Source organism: Streptomyces sp. NPDC094032 (genome assembly GCF_040303965.1).
Taxonomy (GTDB): Bacteria; Actinomycetota; Actinomycetes; order Streptomycetales; family Streptomycetaceae; genus Streptomyces.
In genome coordinates, this window is the sequence record NZ_JBEOUE010000013.1 from 17,822 (window position 1) to 34,490 (window position 16,669).

The following is a 16,669-nucleotide window of genomic DNA, read 5'->3' on the forward strand; positions in this document are numbered from 1 at the left end:
CGAGGCCCGCTCCCCTTCGGGGGAGCGGGCCTCGGTCTTTTTCCCGGACGTGGGGAATGGCGCCGCGACGGGCGGCGTTGTCCAGGAAGGACGCGAGGAGGAGCGGAAATCGTGCTTGATCCCCAGGATTTGTACGAATGGGACCAGAAGGGGCTGGCCGTGGTCGACGTGGCCCTGGCCCAGGAGTCGGCCGGACTGGTCATGCTCTACCACTTCGACGGCTACATCGACGCGGGCGAGACCGGTGAGCAGATCATCGAGGGCCTGCTCGACACCCTCCCGCACCAGCTGGTCGCCCGCTTCGACCACGACCGGCTCGTGGACTACCGCGCCCGCCGGCCCCTGCTGACCTTCCGGCGCGACCGCTGGACGGCCTACGAGACGCCCGCGATCGAGGTCCGGCTCGTCCAGGACGCCACCGGCGCCCCCTTCCTCGTGCTCTCCGGACCCGAACCGGACGTCGAGTGGGAGCGGTTCGCCGCCGCCGTGCGTCAGATCGTCGAGCGCCTCGGCGTGCGCCTTGCCGTCAACTTCCACGGCATCCCCATGGGCGTCCCGCACACCCGCCCCGTCGGCCTCACCCCGCACGGCAGCCGCACCGACCTCATGCCGGGCCACCGCAGCCCCTTCGACGAGGCCCAGGTCCCCGGCAGCGCGGAGTCCCTCGTCGAGTACCGCCTTACGGAGTCCGGCCACGACACCCTCGGCGTCGCGGCCCACGTCCCGCACTACGTCGCCCGCTCCCCGTACCCCGACGCGGCCCTGACCGCCCTCGAAGCCGTCACCGCGGCCACCGGGCTCGTCCTGCCCGGCGTCGCGCACTCCCTGCGCACCGAGGCGCGCCGCACCCAGACCGAGATCGAGCGCCAGATCGGCGAGGGCGACGACGAACTGGTCGCGCTCGTCCAGGGCCTTGAGCACCAGTACGACGCGATGGCCGGCGCCGAGACCCGCGGCAGCCTGGTCGCCGAGCCCGTCGACCTGCCCTCCGCGGACGAACTGGGCCGCGAGTTCGAGCGCTTCCTCGCCGAACGGGAGGGCGACTCCTGACGGCGGGGCGGTGGGATCTAAGCTGCCGCTCATGCTGAAAGTGGGCCTGACTGGCGGCATCGGCGCCGGCAAGAGCGAAGTGTCACGGCTTCTCGTGTCGTACGGAGCGGTGCTGATCGACGCCGACCGGATCGCCCGGGAGGTTGTGGAGCCCGGCACGCCCGGGCTCGCCGCCGTCGTGGCGGAGTTCGGCCCCGGGATCCTCACCCCGGAGGGGACCCTCGACCGGCCCCGCCTTGGCTCGATCGTCTTCGGCGACCCCGAGCGCCTGGCCGCCCTCAACGCGATCGTCCATCCGCTGGTCGGCGCCCGCTCGGCCGAGCTGGAGGGCCGGGCCACCACGGGCGACGTCGTCGTCCACGACGTACCGCTGCTCACCGAGAACGGCCTCGCGCCCCTGTACGACCTGGTCGTCGTCGTGGACGCCGCCCCGGAGACCCAGCTCGACCGGCTCGTACGGCTGCGCGGCATGACCGAGGCCGAGGCCGAGGCCCGGATGGCGGCGCAGGCCACCCGCGCGCAGCGGCGGGCCGTGGCGGACCTCCTCATCGACAACGACGGTCCGCTGGAGGCGCTGGAGCCCCAGGTGCGCAAGGTCTGGGAGACGCTCAGGGAGCGCGCCGCCGGGCACCCGTAGGGGAGCCGGCACGCCGCACCCCGGGGAACGTCGGGGGCGCGGGCGGTTCGCAACAGGCCCCGCGCTGGGTAGAGATGACCCGCGCGGGGGTTTCCGCACGCCGGGTTTCGTGGAATACGGCCGCCGTGCCCGCTTGTTGAACCGCCGGAGCGAGGAAAGGACGCCACTGTGGCCGAGAGGAACCCGGAGACCCATGTCATCGACTTCCGTGCCGCCGAGCAGTTGCTGGCCGCGCGGGATCCGCGTGGCGCCGTCAAGCTGCTCGACTCGGTGATCGCCGCCCACCCCGAGAACACCGCGGCCCGGCTGCTGCGGGCCCGCGCCTTCTTCGCCGCCGCCCAACTGCGACCGGCGGAGCTGGAGTTCGAGCTGGTCCTGGAGCGCGAGCCGGACAACGCGTTCGCGCACTTCGCGCTCGCCCGCACCTTCCAGCGCTCCGGCCGCCCCGACCAGGCCACCCGCCACTTCCGGCTCGCCGCCGCGCTCGACCCGAAGCCGGAGTATCTGGAGGCGGCCCGGTTCGGCACGGCAGCCGACTGAGGCCCCCGCCGCAGCCCGGCCCGGAGGGCGTCAGCGTCCGCGCCCGCCGCGGTCGGGCTCGTACGGGGGGACGTCCCGGCCCGGCTGCCAGTGCGGGCCCTGCCGCAGATGGCGCACGACCATGGTCAGGTCGACGACGGTCACCACGAACAGCACTCCGCAGGCCGCAGCCCACCCGGGCCGGTCGAGCAGAGAGAAGACCGTGGTGCCGAAGGCCGCCCACAGCAGCCCCCACAGACTCAGCCAGAGCCGCAGCCGCAGCGCGCTGCGCGCGGTCACCGGTTCGCTGCCCGTACGCATGATGCCGACATCTCCCGACGGGAATCCCCCGAGGGCACTTCCAGGATCCACCCACGACAGGCGATCCGAAAGCACCCCCGAGGAGAAGGCACCCGGCCGGGCCCGGCCTCCCGGAATCAGTGGATGACGCTGTAGCTGCGCCACGGCAGGCTGCCGCGCGCGATCTCGTCGCCGCTGCTGGTCGCCACGTAGATGGAGTTCTTGCCCTTGCAGTCCAGGGTCCGGTACAGCTGGATGTCCACCAGCGTGTTGTTCTCGACCTTCGTGGCGCCCGACGGCCCCAGCCGGTGGCAGCCCGTCACCAAGGGGCTGGTCACCGTCACCACGAACCGGTGCCCGGTCTCGTACGTGAGCGTGCCGACCATGGTGCGGCCGAGGCCCGAGCAGCCCGTGACGGCGAGGGCGAGCAGGGCGGCCCCGGTGGCGGTGGTGAGACGCCGGCGAAGGGACATGGCGGAATCCTCGTCTGTCGGGGACGGGCGGCGGAAGCGTGTTCCTGGCCACCCTGCCCCCTCCGGGCGGGTACGGCATGTTCTGTTGGGCCGCACGGGCGATGCGCCGGAACGGCCCGTTGTCAGACCCCACCCGTATGGTCGGAGGTCCAGTCGGAATTCCGTCGCGGAACGGGAGGTGAGGAGCGCCGTGACACAGACCCCGCTCGGCTGCCACGCGGCCGTCTTCCTGCCCGCCGCGCTGCCCCGCGAGGGCAGGGTCGCCTTCTGGTCCCCGGAGGGCGCCCCCCTGCCGGACCCGGCGCCGCTCGACCCGACCCCGGCCCCGGCTCCCACCCCGACCCCGGCCCGGGGGCCCGCCCAGGCTGTCGGCGCGCCCGCCTCCGCCACCAGGGGCGAGCTGACCGTCGTACGCCGCCACGGGGCGGGGGCGCGGAGCCGGACGGTGCCCGCCCTGTTCCTGCCCGTCGCCGACGCCCTGCCCCTGCTGGCCGCCGCACGGCACCATCCGGCCGCGCACCCCGCCACCGCCTGCTGGGGCGCCGCCGCCCTGCACGCCCTGCACCTGGTCGCCCGGGGACGGCTGCTGCCCGGACTCACCGCCGACGACCACGACGCCTGGCGGGCCGGACCGCTCGACGCCGAGGACATCGCGCACCTGAGGGCCATCGCCGCCGCCATGCCGTACGAGGGCCACGCCACGCCCCTGTCCGGGCGCCGCGGCGCCCCGCTGAGTCTGCCCGAGCCGGAGGCCCTGCTGCGGGCCTTCCTCGACGCGGTCGCCGACACCCTGCCCCGTACCCCCGCCGCGCCGCACGCCGTCGGCGCGCCGTTCGCCGCGCGGGAGCCCGTCCACCTGCCCCGCGCGCGGACCTGGGCCGCCGAGGCCGCCTCCGGCATGGACGCCGGCGTCCGCGTCTCCCTCCGGCTCGACCTGTCGAAGTACGAGCTGTTCGACATCTCCGGGGAGCCCGGCGAGGGAGCGGAGCGGCAGGCCGCCGCCGTGCTGCTCCAGGTGCACAGCCTCGCCGACCCCACCCTCGTCATCGACGCCGCAGCCCTGTGGGCGGGCGACGGCGACGAGCACTTCGGCCCCCGCGCCCGGGTCGACGCCGTGCTCGCCCTGCGCCGCGCCGCCCGCGTCTGGCCGCCGCTCGGCCGCCTCCTCGAACGGGACGTGCCCGACGTCCTCGCGATCACCGAGGACGAGCTGTACGAGCTCCTCGGCCCCGCCGCCCCACGCCTCGCCGACGCCGGGGTCGTCGTCCACTGGCCCCGCGACCTCGCCCGCTCGCTCAGCGCCTCCGCCGTCGTCCGCCCGGCCCGCACCGCACCGGGCTCCGCCACCGACGGCACCACCTTCTTCGACAGCGAGGAGCTGCTCCGCTTCAACTGGCAGCTCGCCCTCGACGGCGACCCCCTCACCGACCGCGAGATGGACGCCCTCGCCGAGGCCCACCGCCCGGTCGTCAGGCTGCGCGACCAGTGGGTGGTCGTCGACCCCGACCTCGTCCGCAAGGCCCGCAAGCGCGAGCTCGGACTCCTGGAGCCGGTCGACGCGCTCGCCGTCGCCCTCGGCGGCACCGCCGAGGTGGACGGCGAGACCGTCCCCGCCGTCCCCGTCGGCGCCCTCGCCGTCCTGCGCGACCGGCTCCTCGCGGGACCCGAGGACATCCCCCCGCCGCCCGGCCTCGACGCCACCCTCCGCGACTACCAGCTGCGCGGCCTGGCCTGGCTCGACCTGATGACCTCCCTCGGCCTCGGCGGCTGCCTCGCCGACGACATGGGCCTCGGCAAGACCGTCACCCTCATCGCCCTCCACCTGCGCCGCGCCCGCCCCGCCCCCACCCTCGTCGTCTGCCCGGCCTCCCTCCTGGGCAACTGGCAGCGGGAGATCCGGCGCTTCGCCCCCGGCGTGCCCGTACGCCGCTTCCACGGCGCCGACCGCGCCCTCGGCGGACACGACGGCGGCTTCGTCCTCACCACGTACGGCACCCTGCGCACCAGCGCCGCCCAGCTCGCCGAGCAGGAGTGGGGCATGGTCGTCGCCGACGAGGCCCAGCACGTCAAGAACCCCTTCTCGGCGACGGCCAAGGCGCTCCGCACGATCCCCTCACCCGCCCGGGTCGCCCTCACCGGCACCCCCGTGGAGAACAACCTCTCCGAGCTGTGGGCGCTCCTCGACTGGACCACGCCCGGTCTCCTCGGCCCCCTCAAGGCCTTCCGCTCCCGCCACGCCCGCGCGGTGGAGAACAACGAGGAGATCGACAACGAGGAGGCGGTCGAGCGCCTCGCCCGGCTCGTCCGGCCCTTCCTGCTGCGCCGGCGCAAGTCCGACCCAGGCATCGCCCCCGAGCTGCCGCCCAAGACCGAGTCCGACCACCCCGTCGCCCTCACCCGGGAGCAGGCCTCGCTCTACGAGGCGGTGGTCCGCGAGACCATGGCGCAGATCGAGGCGGCCGAGGGCATGGCCAGGCGCGGGCTGATCATGAAGCTGCTGACCTCGCTCAAGCAGATCTGCAACCACCCCGCCCAGTACCTCAAGGAACGCTCCCCGCAGGGCCCCGGAGCAGGCGGATCCCGCGCCTCGGCCGGAGCCGGGGCGGTGCGCCTCGCCGGACGCTCCGGGAAGCTGGCCCTCCTCGACGAGCTCCTCGACACGATCCTCGCTGAAGACGGTTCGGTGCTCGTCTTCACCCAGTACGTGTCGATGGCCCGGCTCCTCTCCGACCACCTCGCCTCCCGGGGCATCGGCGCCCAACTGCTGCACGGCGGCACACCCGTCCCCGAGCGCGAGCGGATGGTGGACCGCTTCCAGGCAGGCGAGGTCCCCGTCTTCCTGCTCTCCCTCAAGGCCGCCGGTACGGGGCTCAACCTCACCCGGGCCGGCCACGTCGTGCACTACGACCGCTGGTGGAACCCGGCCGTCGAGGAACAGGCCACCGACCGCGCCTACCGCATCGGGCAGACCCAGCCGGTCCAGGTCCACCGCCTGATCGCCGAAGGCACCGTCGAGGACAGCATCGCCGAGATGCTGCGCGCCAAGCGGGCCCTCGCCGACGCCGTCCTCGGCACCGGCGAGGCCGCCCTCACCGAACTGACCGACCGCGAGCTCGCCGACCTGGTGTCCCTGAGGAGGCCGTCCTGACCCCCGACGACCCCCGCTTCCCGGGCCGCCCCCGCGCGGGCGCCGCCCGCCCGCGGCTGCCCCGTACGGCACCGGCCCGCCCCGCCCTGCCCCGCCACGACGACCGGCGCAGGACCTTCCCCCAGCTCGCCCCGCGCCAGGCGCCCGACGGGCGGTTCGCCGCGACCTGGTGGGGCAACGCCTGGGTCCAGTCCCTGGAGGACACCGCCCTCGACGGGGCCCGGCTCGCCCGGGGCAAGGCGTACGCCCAGCGCGGCCACGTGGACGCGATCACCGTCACCCCCGGCCGGGTCGTCGCCTACGTGCACGGCAGCAGGCCGCGCCCGTACCGCACCGAGATCCGCCTGCGGACCCTCGGCGACGACGACTGGGAACGCTTCCTCGACGAGGCCGCCGCCCGGCCCGAGCACATCGCCGCCCTCCTCGACAAGGACGTCCCGCACGCCCTGGAAGCCGTCACCGGACTCCTGCCCGCCCCCGGTGACCTCATCCCCGACTGCTCCTGCCCCGACGACGGCTACCCCTGCAAGCACGCGGCCGCCCTCTGCTACCAGTCCGCGCGCCTCCTCGACGAGGACCCCTTCGTCCTCTTCCTCATGCGCGGCCGCGGCGAACAGGAACTCCTCGCCGACCTCACCCGGCGCAACGCCGCCCGTTCCGCCGCCGAACGCGGCACCACCGCCCCCGCCCTCCCCACCGTCCCCGCGCGCACCGCGCTCGCCCCGCTCACAGGGCACGGCCTCCCGCCGCTGCCCCCGCCGCTCCCCGTACCCGAGCGTCCCGGCCGTCCCGCGGTCTTCCCCGCCGACCCGGACGCACCCGACCCCCTCGCCCTCGACCTGCTCGCCGGCGAGGCCGCCGCCCGCGCCCACGCCTTCCTCACCACCGGCCACGACCCCGTCGCCGCGCTCACCCCCTGGCAGGACGCGGTACGGCTGGCCGCCGCGCACCCCGGCTCCGGACTCACCGCCTCCACCCGGGCCCTCTACCGGGACCTGTCCTACGCCCTCGACCGCACCCCGACCGACCTGGCCCGCGCCGTGGCCGCCTGGCGCCAGGGCGGCCCCGCCGGACTCGCCGTACTCGAAGAGCCCTGGGACCCGCCCGCCGGGCCCTTCGACCGGGCCAGACCCGCCCTCCTCGCCGCCGACCTCGCCGCCTTCCGGCCCTGGCGCAACCGGCTCGCCACCCGCTCCCTCCAGCTCCGCTTCGGCCGCGACGGACTCTGGTACGGATACGAGTCGGACACCGACCGCGAGGACTGGTGGCCCCGCGGCACCCCCGACGCCGACCCGGTCGGTGTCGTCACGGCCCTGCTCGGGAGATGACCGACCGATAGGCTGGCACGACGGGAAGTGGTGACGTGAAGGGGGCCTGATGGAAGCCGAGTTGGTGGCACTGGCGACGGCGGGCGCGACCGCCCTGGTGCAGCAGATGGTGGGCGACGGCTGGGAGCGCGCGCGGACCAGGATCGCCGCGTTCTTCGCGGCGCGCTCCGGGGCCGACGAGCAGGCGGTCGGCGAGGAGCTCGAAGCGGCCCGCGAGGACCTGCTGCGCGCCGAGGAGTCCGGCGACGAGGGGACGGCGGACGAGGCCAGGTCCGAGGCCCACGTCGAGTGGCGGGCGCGGATGCGGCGGAGTCTGCTCGCGGATCCGGAGTCGGCGGGTGAGCTGAGGGCGATCCTGGATGAGTTGGAAGGCGAGAAGGTGGCCGGGGCGGTGACGTCGGTGTCCAACACGATCAGTGGCGGAGTCCAGCACGGTCCCGTGATCCAGGCTGCCACCATCCAGAATCTGCAGATCGGCAACCAGGGCGGACCCCGCCCGTGACCCCGGACCCCGTCGTGCGCAACGAAGTCGGCGGGACGGTCCATGGGCCGGTCGTCCAGGCCGGCCGGATCGGCACGCTGACGATGGAGGCCGTCGTCCCGGTCATCCTCCCCGGCACCAAGAAGCCCGGGTTAATCCCGGCGCCGACCCGCCACTTCACCGACCGGCGCGCCGAACTCGACCGGCTCACCGCCCTCCTGGAGGGCGAGGCGGAGAATCCGGCGCCCCGGGTGGTCGTGCTGACCGGCACCGGCGGCATCGGCAAGTCGGCCACGGCGCTCCACTTCGCGGCCCGGCTGCGGGGCCGCTTCGACGGCGGCCAGCTCCACGCGGACCTGCGCGGCGACGCCACGGCCACGGCTGCCGCCCCGTCGACGGTCCTGGTCCGCTTCCTGCGGGCCCTCGGTGTCGCCCCGCAGTATGTGCCGGCCGAGGAGCAGGAGCAGATCGACTGGTTCCGCACCCTGACCGCGGACCGCCGTCTCCTCACCGTCCTGGACAACGCGCACTCGGTGGCCCAGGTCCTCCCGCTGCTGCCCACCGGCCCCGGCTCGCTCACCCTCGTCACCAGCCGCCGCAGGCTCTCCGGCCTGAGCGGCGCGGTGGGCGCCCACCACATGGCCCTGCCGCCGCTCGGCCCGGCCGACGCGGCCCTCCTGCTCACCCGGCTCGCCGGCCGCGAACCCGGACCGGCCGGCTCCGGCGCCGGTGCGGAGTCCGTCGCCCGGCACTGCGGCGGCCTGCCGCTCGCCCTCTGCGTGGCCGGCGAACGGCTCGCCGTACGGACGCATCTCACCTGGGAGCAGTTGGAGCGCGATGTGGCATCGGCAGCGGCCCACGACCGGACCGGCGGCCCCGACGGCGAGGCGCACGACCCCGTCACCGCCGCCGTCGACACCTCGTACCGGGATCTCGGCCCGGACGCGGCCCGTCTCTACCGGCTCGGCGGACTGCGCCGCTGGCCCGCCCTGACCGCCCCGGCCGCCGCCGCGCTCGTCGGGCTCCCCGAGGCGCGGGCGGCCGAGCTGCTCGAAGAGCTCGCCTCGCTCCATCTCGTGGAGGAGTACGCGCCCGACCGCTACCGCTACCACGACCTGCTGCGCGAGGACGCGGCGCGCCGGGCCGGCCAGGAGGACGGCCCCGGCCGTTCGGCGGCCGCTGTCGGGCGGCTGCTGCGCCACCACCTGGCCGCGGCCGCCGCCGCCGACAGGTGCGTCATTCCCGACCGCTGGCGCCTGGGCCCCGCCTATGCCCGGCTGCCTCAGGAACGCCCGTCCAAGGACGAGGCGGAGAAGGCGACGGAGTGGCTGCTCGCCGAGCGCGAGAACCTGGTCGAGGCGGTGCGGGCGGCCGACGAGTACGGACTCGACGACCTCACCTGGCAGTTGTGCGAGGCGCTCTGGAGCCTCTTCCTGCGCCAGGGGTTCCACCAGGACTGGCTCTCCACCCATCGGCTCGGGGTGCGCGCCGCCGCGGCCTGCCCGGACATCCCCGAGGCCGAGGGCCGGATGCACGCCCAGCTCGGCTTCGCCCTGCTGCGCCTCGGACGTCACGAGGAGGCGGAGGCGGCGTTCCGGTCCGCCGCCGAGGCGGACCGGCGGTGCGGGCATCGCCGGGGCGAGGCGACGGCCGTCGAGTCGCTCGGCCTGGTACGGCTCGCCCAGGGCCGGTTCACGGACGCCGCCGACTCCTTCCGCGCAGCCCAGGACCTCGCCGAGGACCCCCGCGCCCAGGCCCTGCTCGTGCACCACCTGGGCCGCGCCCTCTCCGGCCAGGGGCGGCACGCCGACGCCGCCGACACCCTGGAGCGGGCGCGCTCGCTCATGGTTGGGCTCCCCGACCCGTACAACGAGGCCCGCGTCCTGACCAGCCTCGGCGAGGCCGCGCTCGCCGCCGGGGACCGCGAGCGTGCCGCCGCCCTGCTCACCGAGGCGGCCGAACGGATGGCCAGTCAGGAGGTCCCGGTCCAGGAGGCGGACATCGCCGCGCTGCGCGCGAAGGCGGCGGCCACACCGGCGGAGCGACGCGGCTTCCTGACGGAGGCGATTGAGCGGTACGAACGCCTGGGCTCTCCCGAGGCGGCGGCCCTGCGCGCAGAGCGGGACGCCATTGGCCAGGACGCGGCGGAGGGGCAGGGTGCGGCCGAGGGGCAGGACGCCGTCGAAGGCCAGGACCTGCCCGAGCAACAGGACCCGCCCGAAGACCAGGACCCGCCCGAGCAGCAAGACGCGACCTAGCCGGTGCGGCCAGCCGCCCCCTCCGCCACCGCCCGCACCGCGACCCGGTGTCGCACCGCCCCGGTCACCACGACCAGCGTCCCGGCGGTCGCCAGTGCGGTGAGTGGGTGGCCGGCGGTCCGCCAGGCGTGGGTGGCGGAGGCGTACACGGCCGGGTCGCACGGGTCGGTGAAGCCGTCCGGGCGGGGGAGCGCGGTCAGTTCGAGCGCGGTCCCGTCTGGCGCCCGCACCAGGTAGCTCCCCGGCCCCGTCCGTACGGCCACCAGGCCGGCGTACGGGTGCTGCCGCAGCAGCTCGGTCGCGCGGGGGCCCGCCGGGTCGCCGTTCCGGGTGCGGTCGACGACCACGTCGGCGAGGGCGAGCCGCCCGGCGTCGGCGGTCGTCTCGTCCACGGCCGTGTGCGCGTCCTCGGCGTCGGGGGTGTCCGGTTCCGTGGCGGGGTCGGCGTAACGGGTGACGGTGATCTCCGGCGACCCGTCGGACCCGGCCGCGAGGACCGAGGTGAGGACCCGGACGGGGACGGTGACGGGCGGCGGCCCGAGGCCCTCCGGTGTCGGCAGCGGGTCGAGCCGTGCTGGGCGCGCGGGCTCGGGCAGCCGCAGCAGCGAGTGGAACAGCGTCCGCAGCAGCCGCGCGGACCCGCCCGGGTCGGAGCTCGCGGCCGCCGCGAACCCGTCGTACCGCCCCGGCACATGGCCGTCGATCACCGCCTCCAACTGCGCGCGCAGCGGCACGCCGGGGCGCAGGCGCGGGGCGGTCCGTCCGAGCGCGGCGACCGGTGACGCGGGGTCCAGGTCCTCGTGCGCGAACGCGCCGAGCAGAACGGGGAGTCCGAGCGCGGCGGCGTAGAAGGTGACGGAGCCGTGGTCGCCGAGCACGCAGTCGGCCGCGGCGACCGCCTGCCGCCAGGGCCCGAGGGGGTCGACGAGCGTGAGCCCGGAGTCCTCCGCCCGGCGCAGCCATCTGCGGACCTGGCCGGGCCCGTGCCCGTACCAGATGTTGGGGTGGAGCACCGCGCACAGCCGGTACTCGTCCGTGGGCAGCGTCTCGGTCAACTCCCGCAGCAGGGCCGGGAACGCGTCCGCGCCGACGAGTGAGGACGGGCCCCAGGTGGAGTTCAGGACGACGAGCCGCCGCCCGTCGTCCACGCCGAACGCGCGGCGCAGCGCGGGGCGTCGGTGGCGGAGCGCGAGCATCCGGTCGAAGCAGGGATCACCGGCGAGGACGGCGGTCCCGGCGGCTTCGGGGCAGTCCCGCCGGAGCCGGTCGAGCTGCTCGGGATGGGACAGCACCGTCGCCGTGGCGAGCGGCCGGCCCTCGTGGAGCACCCATTCCGGCGCCGTACCGAAGACAGGCGCGACCACCGACCCCCGGTGTCCGGTGTCCGGTGTCCGGTGTCCGGTGTCCGGTGTCCGGTGTCGCCAGTCTTTTATTGTAGCCAGCGCCGTGTGAGAGGATGGTCAACTTCCCTTGGAACGCCTGGAGTTCACAGCCGTAGCTCGCCGTCACGGCCAGGTCGACAAGGCCGTCCGCCGCCAGCTCCTTGGCCTGTTCCCACGGCACGACCGGAAGTCCCGCCTCCGCGAGCAGCTCCGGAACGCCCGCCTGGAACGGCGAGGAACCCGTGCACGTGGCCAGGGCCTGCACGTCCGGGGCGTCGTCGAAGAGCGGCAGCACGTCGAGCAGTCGGGTCGCCGAGGTGACGTTGTGGACGACGAACAGCACGGTGCGGACGCCCGCCCGGGTCCGCCAGCGGACCGCGTCCCGTCCCACCGGTACGCGCAGCCTCTCCAGCCCCACCGTCACCTCACCCCCCTCCCGCATCACGATAACGCTCAGCGAACCTCCGACGTCGGAACATGATCCACCGCGCCACACTCGCTCGATGGGGTGAAACACGTCATCGCTCGGATCCGGGCACGTCACGGATGGCGTTATTTCGGGTACGGGCGACTGCCCGTGAAGACATCCGGAAGGCAGGAAGCCATGAGGCAGATTCGCCGAAGTGGTCTGGCCACACTGTTGGTCACCGGTGGCGCGCTCGCGCTCTCGGCGGGCGCCGCCCACGCCGACTCCGCGGCCCAGGGTGCCGCCGTCGGTTCGCCGGGGGTCGGCTCCGGCAACGCCGTTCAGCTGCCGGTGCACGTTCCCGTCAACCTCTGCGGGAACACCGTCAACGTCGTCGGGCTGCTCAACCCGGCGGCCGGCAACGCCTGTGCGAACCGCTCCTCGGAGCCCGAGGGGTACGGCTCCGAGGACCGCGGCCCCACCCACAAGGACCTGCCGGGTACCCCGCGCGCCGGATCCTCCGACAACGGAGGCCGCTCGGGCGGCTCGTCCAACGGCGGTGGCGCCACGGCCGAGGGCCGCGCCGAAGGCTCGCCCGGCGTGCTGTCCGGCAACGGGCTGCAGCTCCCGGTCGACCTCCCGGTCAACCTCAGCGGCAACTCGCTGAACGTCGTCGGCATCGGCAACCCGGCCATCGGCAACACCTCGGTCAACGGCCCCGCCGAGCAGCCCTGCGACGAGCACCCCCCGCCGCGCCCGCACACCCCGGTCCGCGAGGTGCCGCCCGCCCCGGGCGCCGACGAGCAGCCGCCCGTGCCCGCGCCGGCCCCGCAGTCGAGCTCGGTCCAGCTCGCCAGCACCGGCTCGGACGCGGTGGGCCTCGCCGTCCCGGCCGGCGCCGCCCTGCTCCTCGGCGGCACGCTGATGTACCGCAGGGCCCGCCGCGCGAGCGACCGGGGCTGATCAGGACGCCACCCGCGTCCCCGTCAGCCGGTACGCCAGGCCCGGAGCACCGCCTCGATGGCGGGTGCGACCCTCGTCCGGGCCTGGTGGCGGGGGACCCCGGTCATCAGCAGCGAGTCGTAGTCGGTGTCGATGTGCCGCACCGCGGCCCGCACCGCGGCCGTGACCGCGCCCCGGTCCAGTGACCGGCCGGCGGCCGTGCGTCCCACCCGGCCGCTGCCCTTCGCCGCGGCGTGCCCGGCTATCTCCGACGCGCGGTCGGCCGGGCAGCTCGGGAAGAGGCGCAGGATCTCCGCCTCCAGGGCCGCCGTGATCGCCGCGTCCCGCCCCGCCCGGCGCTCCGCCTCCCGCGCCCGGCGCCGCGCCCGCGCCTCGCCGTCCGCGAGGCAGGCGGCCTCCGCGCGCCGCAGCGCCGGCTCCTCGACGAGCAGGCCCTGGCGTTCGTACCGGGTACGGCGCCTGTTGTGCCGTACCACCACCGCCCACAGCGCACTGCCCTCGCGGGCCCGGCGGGTGAGCGCGGTGTCGCCGCGGCGCAGGAAGACGAGGTGGCCGAGGTCGGCGCAGTCCAGGCAGACGATGGCGTTGAACTCGACGACCACGCGCTCCAGCGGCCCCTGACGGCACTCCGAGCAGCGGCGTCGCTTGAGCGGTTCGACCACGACGGGGGCGACGAGATCCACACGGTCGTCCTACCCGTACGGGCCGCCCCCGACGCCCGGCGTCACGCGCCGGCGCGGGCTCAGCGCACCCCGGGCGCCGCCGCCGAGACGAACCGGGCCAGGGCCTCCTTGGCCAGCTCCGAGCGCCGGGTCCGGTCGCCGTCGTCCGTCGCCTCGTGCATGCAGTGGGTCACCTCGAAGGCGGACTCGGCGAGTTCGCGGGTCCGCGGGTCGTCGCAGACCAGCTGGACCCGGAAGAGGGCCTGGCGGGCGACGGTGCGCTGCCGGTAGGAGGCGTGCCGGGACTCCTCCGCCTCCTCGGAACCCGGTTCCAGCCTGGCCCGGAACCAGCGGTCGTTCTGGCTGTGCCGGTAGTCGACGACCGCGCCCGCGAACGCGCTGTAGGTCGCGATCCGTTCCTGCCGCAGCTGTTCGGTCCTGGCCAGGGCCGCCGTCCGCTCGGTGGCCCGGCCCTGGAACCAGTGGGTGGCGATCACACCCAGCAGGGTTCCGACGACGGCTATCAGCGCCGCATCCATGACGGATTCGCTCCTCGTGTCCTCGACGCGCCCCCGACGCACCGTCAGCACGCGCGATCAACCGGCAGGAAAAACAGTTCGATTCGCCGGGCGCCGCCCCCTAGGGTCGGTCACGTGGCAACGAAACTCAATCAGATCATCGCAGTAGAGAAAGGCGTCAAGTCCCGGGCGCATCAGGACCTGACCACCGCCCACCACGGACTGCAGAAGCCGGCGCTGCTCGCGGGCATCGCCCGTACGTACCAGCCGAAGGACGAGGAGGGCGAGCAGTTGCCGCCCGAGTCGACGCTGGTGCAGGTCAAGGCCGAGGACGTGCTCCGCGACACCGCGCGGACGCTGACCCGCCTCTTCGACGTCACCGCCACCAAGGACTGGGCGAACTGCGAGGCCCGCGCCGACGTCACGGTCGACGGACGGGTGCTGGTGGCCGGGGTTCCGGTCGCGTATCTGCTCTTCCTGGAGAAGCAGTTGGCGGACATCCTGACCTTCGTCCGCAAGCTGCCGGTCCTCGACGCCGCCGAGTCATGGACGCAGGACCCCTCGACGGACGCGTGGAAGACCGAGCCGGTCCGCACGGTGCGTACGAGGAAGGTGCCGCGCAACCACGTCAAGGCGGAGGCGACGGAGAAGCACCCGGCGCAGGTCGAGGTGTACTACGAGGACGTCCCGGTGGGGTACTGGACGACCGTGAAGTTCTCCGGCGCGCTGCCCGCCCGGCGGGTGAACGAGCTGGTCGAGCGGGTCGAGAAGGTCCAGCAGGCGGTGAAGTTCGCCCGCGAGGAGGCGAACGGCGCCGAGATCACCGACCAGCGCGTCGGCGACGCGGTCTTCGGCTACCTCTTCGGGTAGCCGTCCGAGGGCGGCACCGCCGCCCTCACCATGAACTCCCCGGCCGCGAGCCGCGGTCGGGGTGCGCGAGGAGCGCAAAGCTGAAGCTGAGCCTTGTCGTGAATGCGCGGCCCGGATCACCAGAGCACTTCTGATCCGGATCGCGTTCAAACTCAGACTATTGCTCCAGACTCAGCATGCGCCGCTCATCGCCGGATCGACCGGGCCCGGGCCCAGGTGCGTCGAAATGCCAGTTCGAATCTGGTCCGCCGAGCTTCGATCGGCGGTGGTCCAATGGCAGGACGCGACGCAATGACGATTGACCCGGGTCCTCAACTGCGCCGGCGTGTGAAGAGGAGCGGCATCGACAGGGTCCGGGGGCAGGCTACGCCCTCGGACCCGCCGCCGTTTCCGGCCCCGGGCGGCCCCGCCCCGGTCGCCCCCGCCCCGGCCGCTACTGCCGATAGCCGCCGAGGAAGCGTCCGATGCGGCTGATGGCGGCGTCGAGGTCGTCCGCGTACGGCAGCGTCAGGATGCGGAAGTGGTCCGGGCGCGGCCAGTTGAAGCCGGTGCCCTGCACGACCTGGATCTTCTCCCTGAGGAGGAGGTCGAGCACGAACCTCTCGTCGTCGTGGATCTTGTGGATGGCCGGATCCAGTCGCGGGAAGGCGTAGAGCGCGCCCTTCGGCTTGACGCAGGAGACGCCGGGGATCTCGTTCAGCTTCTCCCAGGCGCGGTCGCGCTGTTCGTACAGGCGTCCGCCGGGGGCGGTCAGCTCATGGATCGACTGCCGGCCGCCCAGCGCCGCCTGGATGGCGTACTGCGCGGGCGCGTTGGGGCAGAGCCGCATGGAGGCCAGCATCGTCAGGCCCTCCAGGTAGTTCCTGGCGTGCTCCCTGGGGCCGGTGACGACCAGCCAGCCGGAGCGGAATCCCGCCACCCGGTACGTCTTCGACAGGCCGCCGAAGGTGAGGACGACCAAGTCGGAGGCGAGGGAGGCGGCCGGGTAGTGCACGGCGTCGTCGTAGACGATCTGGTCGTAGATCTCGTCGGCGAAGACCATCAGGCCGTGCCGGCGGGCGAGATCGAGGATGCCCTCGACGATCTCCTTCGGATACACCGCGCCCGTGGGGTTGTTCGGATTGATGATCACGACGGCGCGGGTCCGGTCGGTGATCTTCGAGGCCATGTCGTCGAGGTCCGGGTACCACTCCGCGGACTCGTCGCATAGGTAGTGCACGGCCTTGCCGCCCGCGAGGGTCGTGACCGCCGTCCACAGGGGGAAGTCGGGGGCCGGGATCAGGACCTCGTCACCGTCCTCCAGGAGCGCCTGGACGGCCATCGACACCAGCTCGGAGACCCCGTTGCCGAGGAACACGTCGTCGACGTCGACGTCCCGCAGGCCCATCGACTGGTAGCGCTGGGCGACCGCGCGGCGGGCGGAGAGGATGCCGCGCGAGTCGGTGTAGCCGTGCGCCTTGGGGAGCATCCGGATCATGTCCTGGACGATCTCCTCCGGCGCCTCGAAGCCGAAGAGCGCGGGGTTTCCGGTGTTGAGGCGCAGGACGCTGTGGCCCGCCTCCTCCAGGGCGTTGGCGTGCTCGATGACCGGGCCGCGGATCTCGTAGCAGACCTCGCTCAGCTTGCTCGACTGCCGGAACTGCATGCGCCGACCTCCCCAGAAGTGTTGATGCT

The 16,669-nt window shown here is 74.3% G+C and carries 15 protein-coding genes; 9 read left to right on the forward strand and 6 right to left on the reverse strand.

Annotated features, from left to right (window positions below; all coding sequences use genetic code 11):
• Positions 1-111 precede the first annotated feature (111 nt).
• The 3 genes from ABTZ54_RS19480 (at position 112) to ABTZ54_RS19490 (ending at position 2,227) form a co-directional block, all read left to right on the forward strand.
• The gene (locus ABTZ54_RS19480) at positions 112-1,050 is read left to right on the forward strand and encodes a PAC2 family protein (protein WP_351664727.1); all 939 of its coding nucleotides are present in this window, start codon (positions 112-114) and stop codon (positions 1,048-1,050) included.
• A gap of 31 nt (positions 1,051-1,081) precedes the next feature.
• Positions 1,082-1,687 (forward strand): dephospho-CoA kinase, encoded by a 606-nt coding sequence (gene coaE, locus ABTZ54_RS19485; RefSeq protein ID WP_351664729.1) that lies wholly within the window; start codon positions 1,082-1,084, stop codon positions 1,685-1,687.
• 168 nt (positions 1,688-1,855) lie between these two features.
• Positions 1,856-2,227: a tetratricopeptide repeat protein gene (locus ABTZ54_RS19490; protein ID WP_351664731.1), complete on the forward strand. Its 372-nt coding sequence runs from the start codon at positions 1,856-1,858 to the stop codon at positions 2,225-2,227.
• Between the two features lie 30 nt (positions 2,228-2,257).
• Here ABTZ54_RS19490 and ABTZ54_RS19495 read toward each other — a convergent pair whose 3' ends face one another.
• Together ABTZ54_RS19495 and ABTZ54_RS19500 are read right to left on the reverse strand one after the other, a co-directional pair.
• Entirely contained in the window at positions 2,258-2,527 is a 270-nt protein-coding gene (locus ABTZ54_RS19495; protein ID WP_351664733.1) for a DUF6343 family protein, read from the reverse strand.
• Positions 2,528-2,643: 116 nt separating this feature from the next.
• Positions 2,644-2,979, reverse strand: a complete 336-nt coding sequence (locus ABTZ54_RS19500) for a hypothetical protein (protein ID WP_351664735.1) — start codon at positions 2,977-2,979, stop codon at positions 2,644-2,646.
• Between the two features lie 190 nt (positions 2,980-3,169).
• On the opposite strand from ABTZ54_RS19500, the gene ABTZ54_RS19505 reads away from it, so the two are divergent.
• From ABTZ54_RS19505 to ABTZ54_RS19520, 4 genes are read left to right on the forward strand one after another with little or no spacing between them, the layout of a single operon-like run.
• A complete protein-coding gene (locus tag ABTZ54_RS19505) occupies positions 3,170-6,127 on the forward strand; it encodes an SCO1167/SCO6262 family helicase (protein WP_351664737.1) in 2,958 nt (985 codons plus the stop codon).
• Between the two features lie 56 nt (positions 6,128-6,183).
• Positions 6,184-7,455: an SWIM zinc finger family protein gene (locus ABTZ54_RS19510; protein ID WP_351665080.1), complete on the forward strand. Its 1,272-nt coding sequence runs from the start codon at positions 6,184-6,186 to the stop codon at positions 7,453-7,455.
• A 49-nt stretch (positions 7,456-7,504) separates the two neighbouring features.
• The gene (locus ABTZ54_RS19515) at positions 7,505-7,957 is read left to right on the forward strand and encodes a hypothetical protein (RefSeq protein WP_351664739.1); all 453 of its coding nucleotides are present in this window, start codon (positions 7,505-7,507) and stop codon (positions 7,955-7,957) included.
• A gap of 14 nt (positions 7,958-7,971) precedes the next feature.
• Positions 7,972-10,194 (forward strand): tetratricopeptide repeat protein, encoded by a 2,223-nt coding sequence (locus ABTZ54_RS19520; RefSeq protein WP_351664741.1) that lies wholly within the window; start codon positions 7,972-7,974, stop codon positions 10,192-10,194.
• Here ABTZ54_RS19520 and ABTZ54_RS19525 read toward each other — a convergent pair.
• Positions 10,191-11,558 (reverse strand): CDP-glycerol glycerophosphotransferase family protein, encoded by a 1,368-nt coding sequence (locus ABTZ54_RS19525; protein ID WP_351664743.1) that lies wholly within the window; start codon positions 11,556-11,558, stop codon positions 10,191-10,193. The genes ABTZ54_RS19520 and ABTZ54_RS19525 overlap by 4 nt on opposite strands.
• Before the next feature lie 622 nt (positions 11,559-12,180).
• Between ABTZ54_RS19525 and ABTZ54_RS19530 the strand changes: the two genes are divergently transcribed.
• Positions 12,181-12,945 carry a chaplin gene (locus ABTZ54_RS19530; RefSeq protein WP_351664745.1) on the forward strand — a complete coding sequence of 255 codons (765 nt, stop codon included), beginning with the start codon at positions 12,181-12,183 and terminating at the stop codon, positions 12,943-12,945.
• A 23-nt stretch (positions 12,946-12,968) separates the two neighbouring features.
• Here the strand turns inward: ABTZ54_RS19530 and ABTZ54_RS19535 are convergent, their stop codons facing one another.
• Together ABTZ54_RS19535 and kilB are read right to left on the reverse strand one after the other, a co-directional pair.
• A complete protein-coding gene (locus tag ABTZ54_RS19535; protein ID WP_351664747.1) occupies positions 12,969-13,628 on the reverse strand; it encodes a DUF2293 domain-containing protein in 660 nt (219 codons plus the stop codon).
• A gap of 59 nt (positions 13,629-13,687) precedes the next feature.
• A complete protein-coding gene (kilB, locus tag ABTZ54_RS19540; protein ID WP_351664749.1) occupies positions 13,688-14,146 on the reverse strand; it encodes a plasmid transfer protein KilB in 459 nt (152 codons plus the stop codon).
• 114 nt (positions 14,147-14,260) lie between these two features.
• Between kilB and ABTZ54_RS19545 the strand changes: the two genes are divergently transcribed.
• Complete coding sequence (locus ABTZ54_RS19545; RefSeq protein ID WP_351664751.1) at positions 14,261-14,995, forward strand: DUF7873 family protein; 735 nt, start codon at positions 14,261-14,263, stop codon at positions 14,993-14,995.
• Positions 14,996-15,428: 433 nt separating this feature from the next.
• Here the strand turns inward: ABTZ54_RS19545 and ABTZ54_RS19550 are convergent, their stop codons facing one another.
• A complete protein-coding gene (locus tag ABTZ54_RS19550) occupies positions 15,429-16,640 on the reverse strand; it encodes a pyridoxal phosphate-dependent aminotransferase (protein ID WP_351664753.1) in 1,212 nt (403 codons plus the stop codon).
• Positions 16,641-16,669 lie beyond the last annotated feature (29 nt).

Bases quoted from the DNA above. Each gene is read 5' to 3' on its own strand.
- kilB (WP_351664749.1), bottom strand. From the start codon at position 14,146: ATGGATGCGGCGCTGATAGCCGTCGTCGGAACCCTGCTGGGTGTGATC.
- ABTZ54_RS19530 (WP_351664745.1), top strand. From the start codon at position 12,181: ATGAGGCAGATTCGCCGAAGTGGTCTGGCCACACTGTTGGTCACCGGT.
- ABTZ54_RS19500 (WP_351664735.1), bottom strand. From the start codon at position 2,979: ATGTCCCTTCGCCGGCGTCTCACCACCGCCACCGGGGCCGCCCTGCTC.
- ABTZ54_RS19550 (WP_351664753.1), bottom strand. From the start codon at position 16,640: ATGCAGTTCCGGCAGTCGAGCAAGCTGAGCGAGGTCTGCTACGAGATC.
- ABTZ54_RS19495 (WP_351664733.1), bottom strand. From the start codon at position 2,527: ATGCGTACGGGCAGCGAACCGGTGACCGCGCGCAGCGCGCTGCGGCTG.
- ABTZ54_RS19515 (WP_351664739.1), top strand. From the start codon at position 7,505: ATGGAAGCCGAGTTGGTGGCACTGGCGACGGCGGGCGCGACCGCCCTG.
- coaE (WP_351664729.1), top strand. From the start codon at position 1,082: ATGCTGAAAGTGGGCCTGACTGGCGGCATCGGCGCCGGCAAGAGCGAA.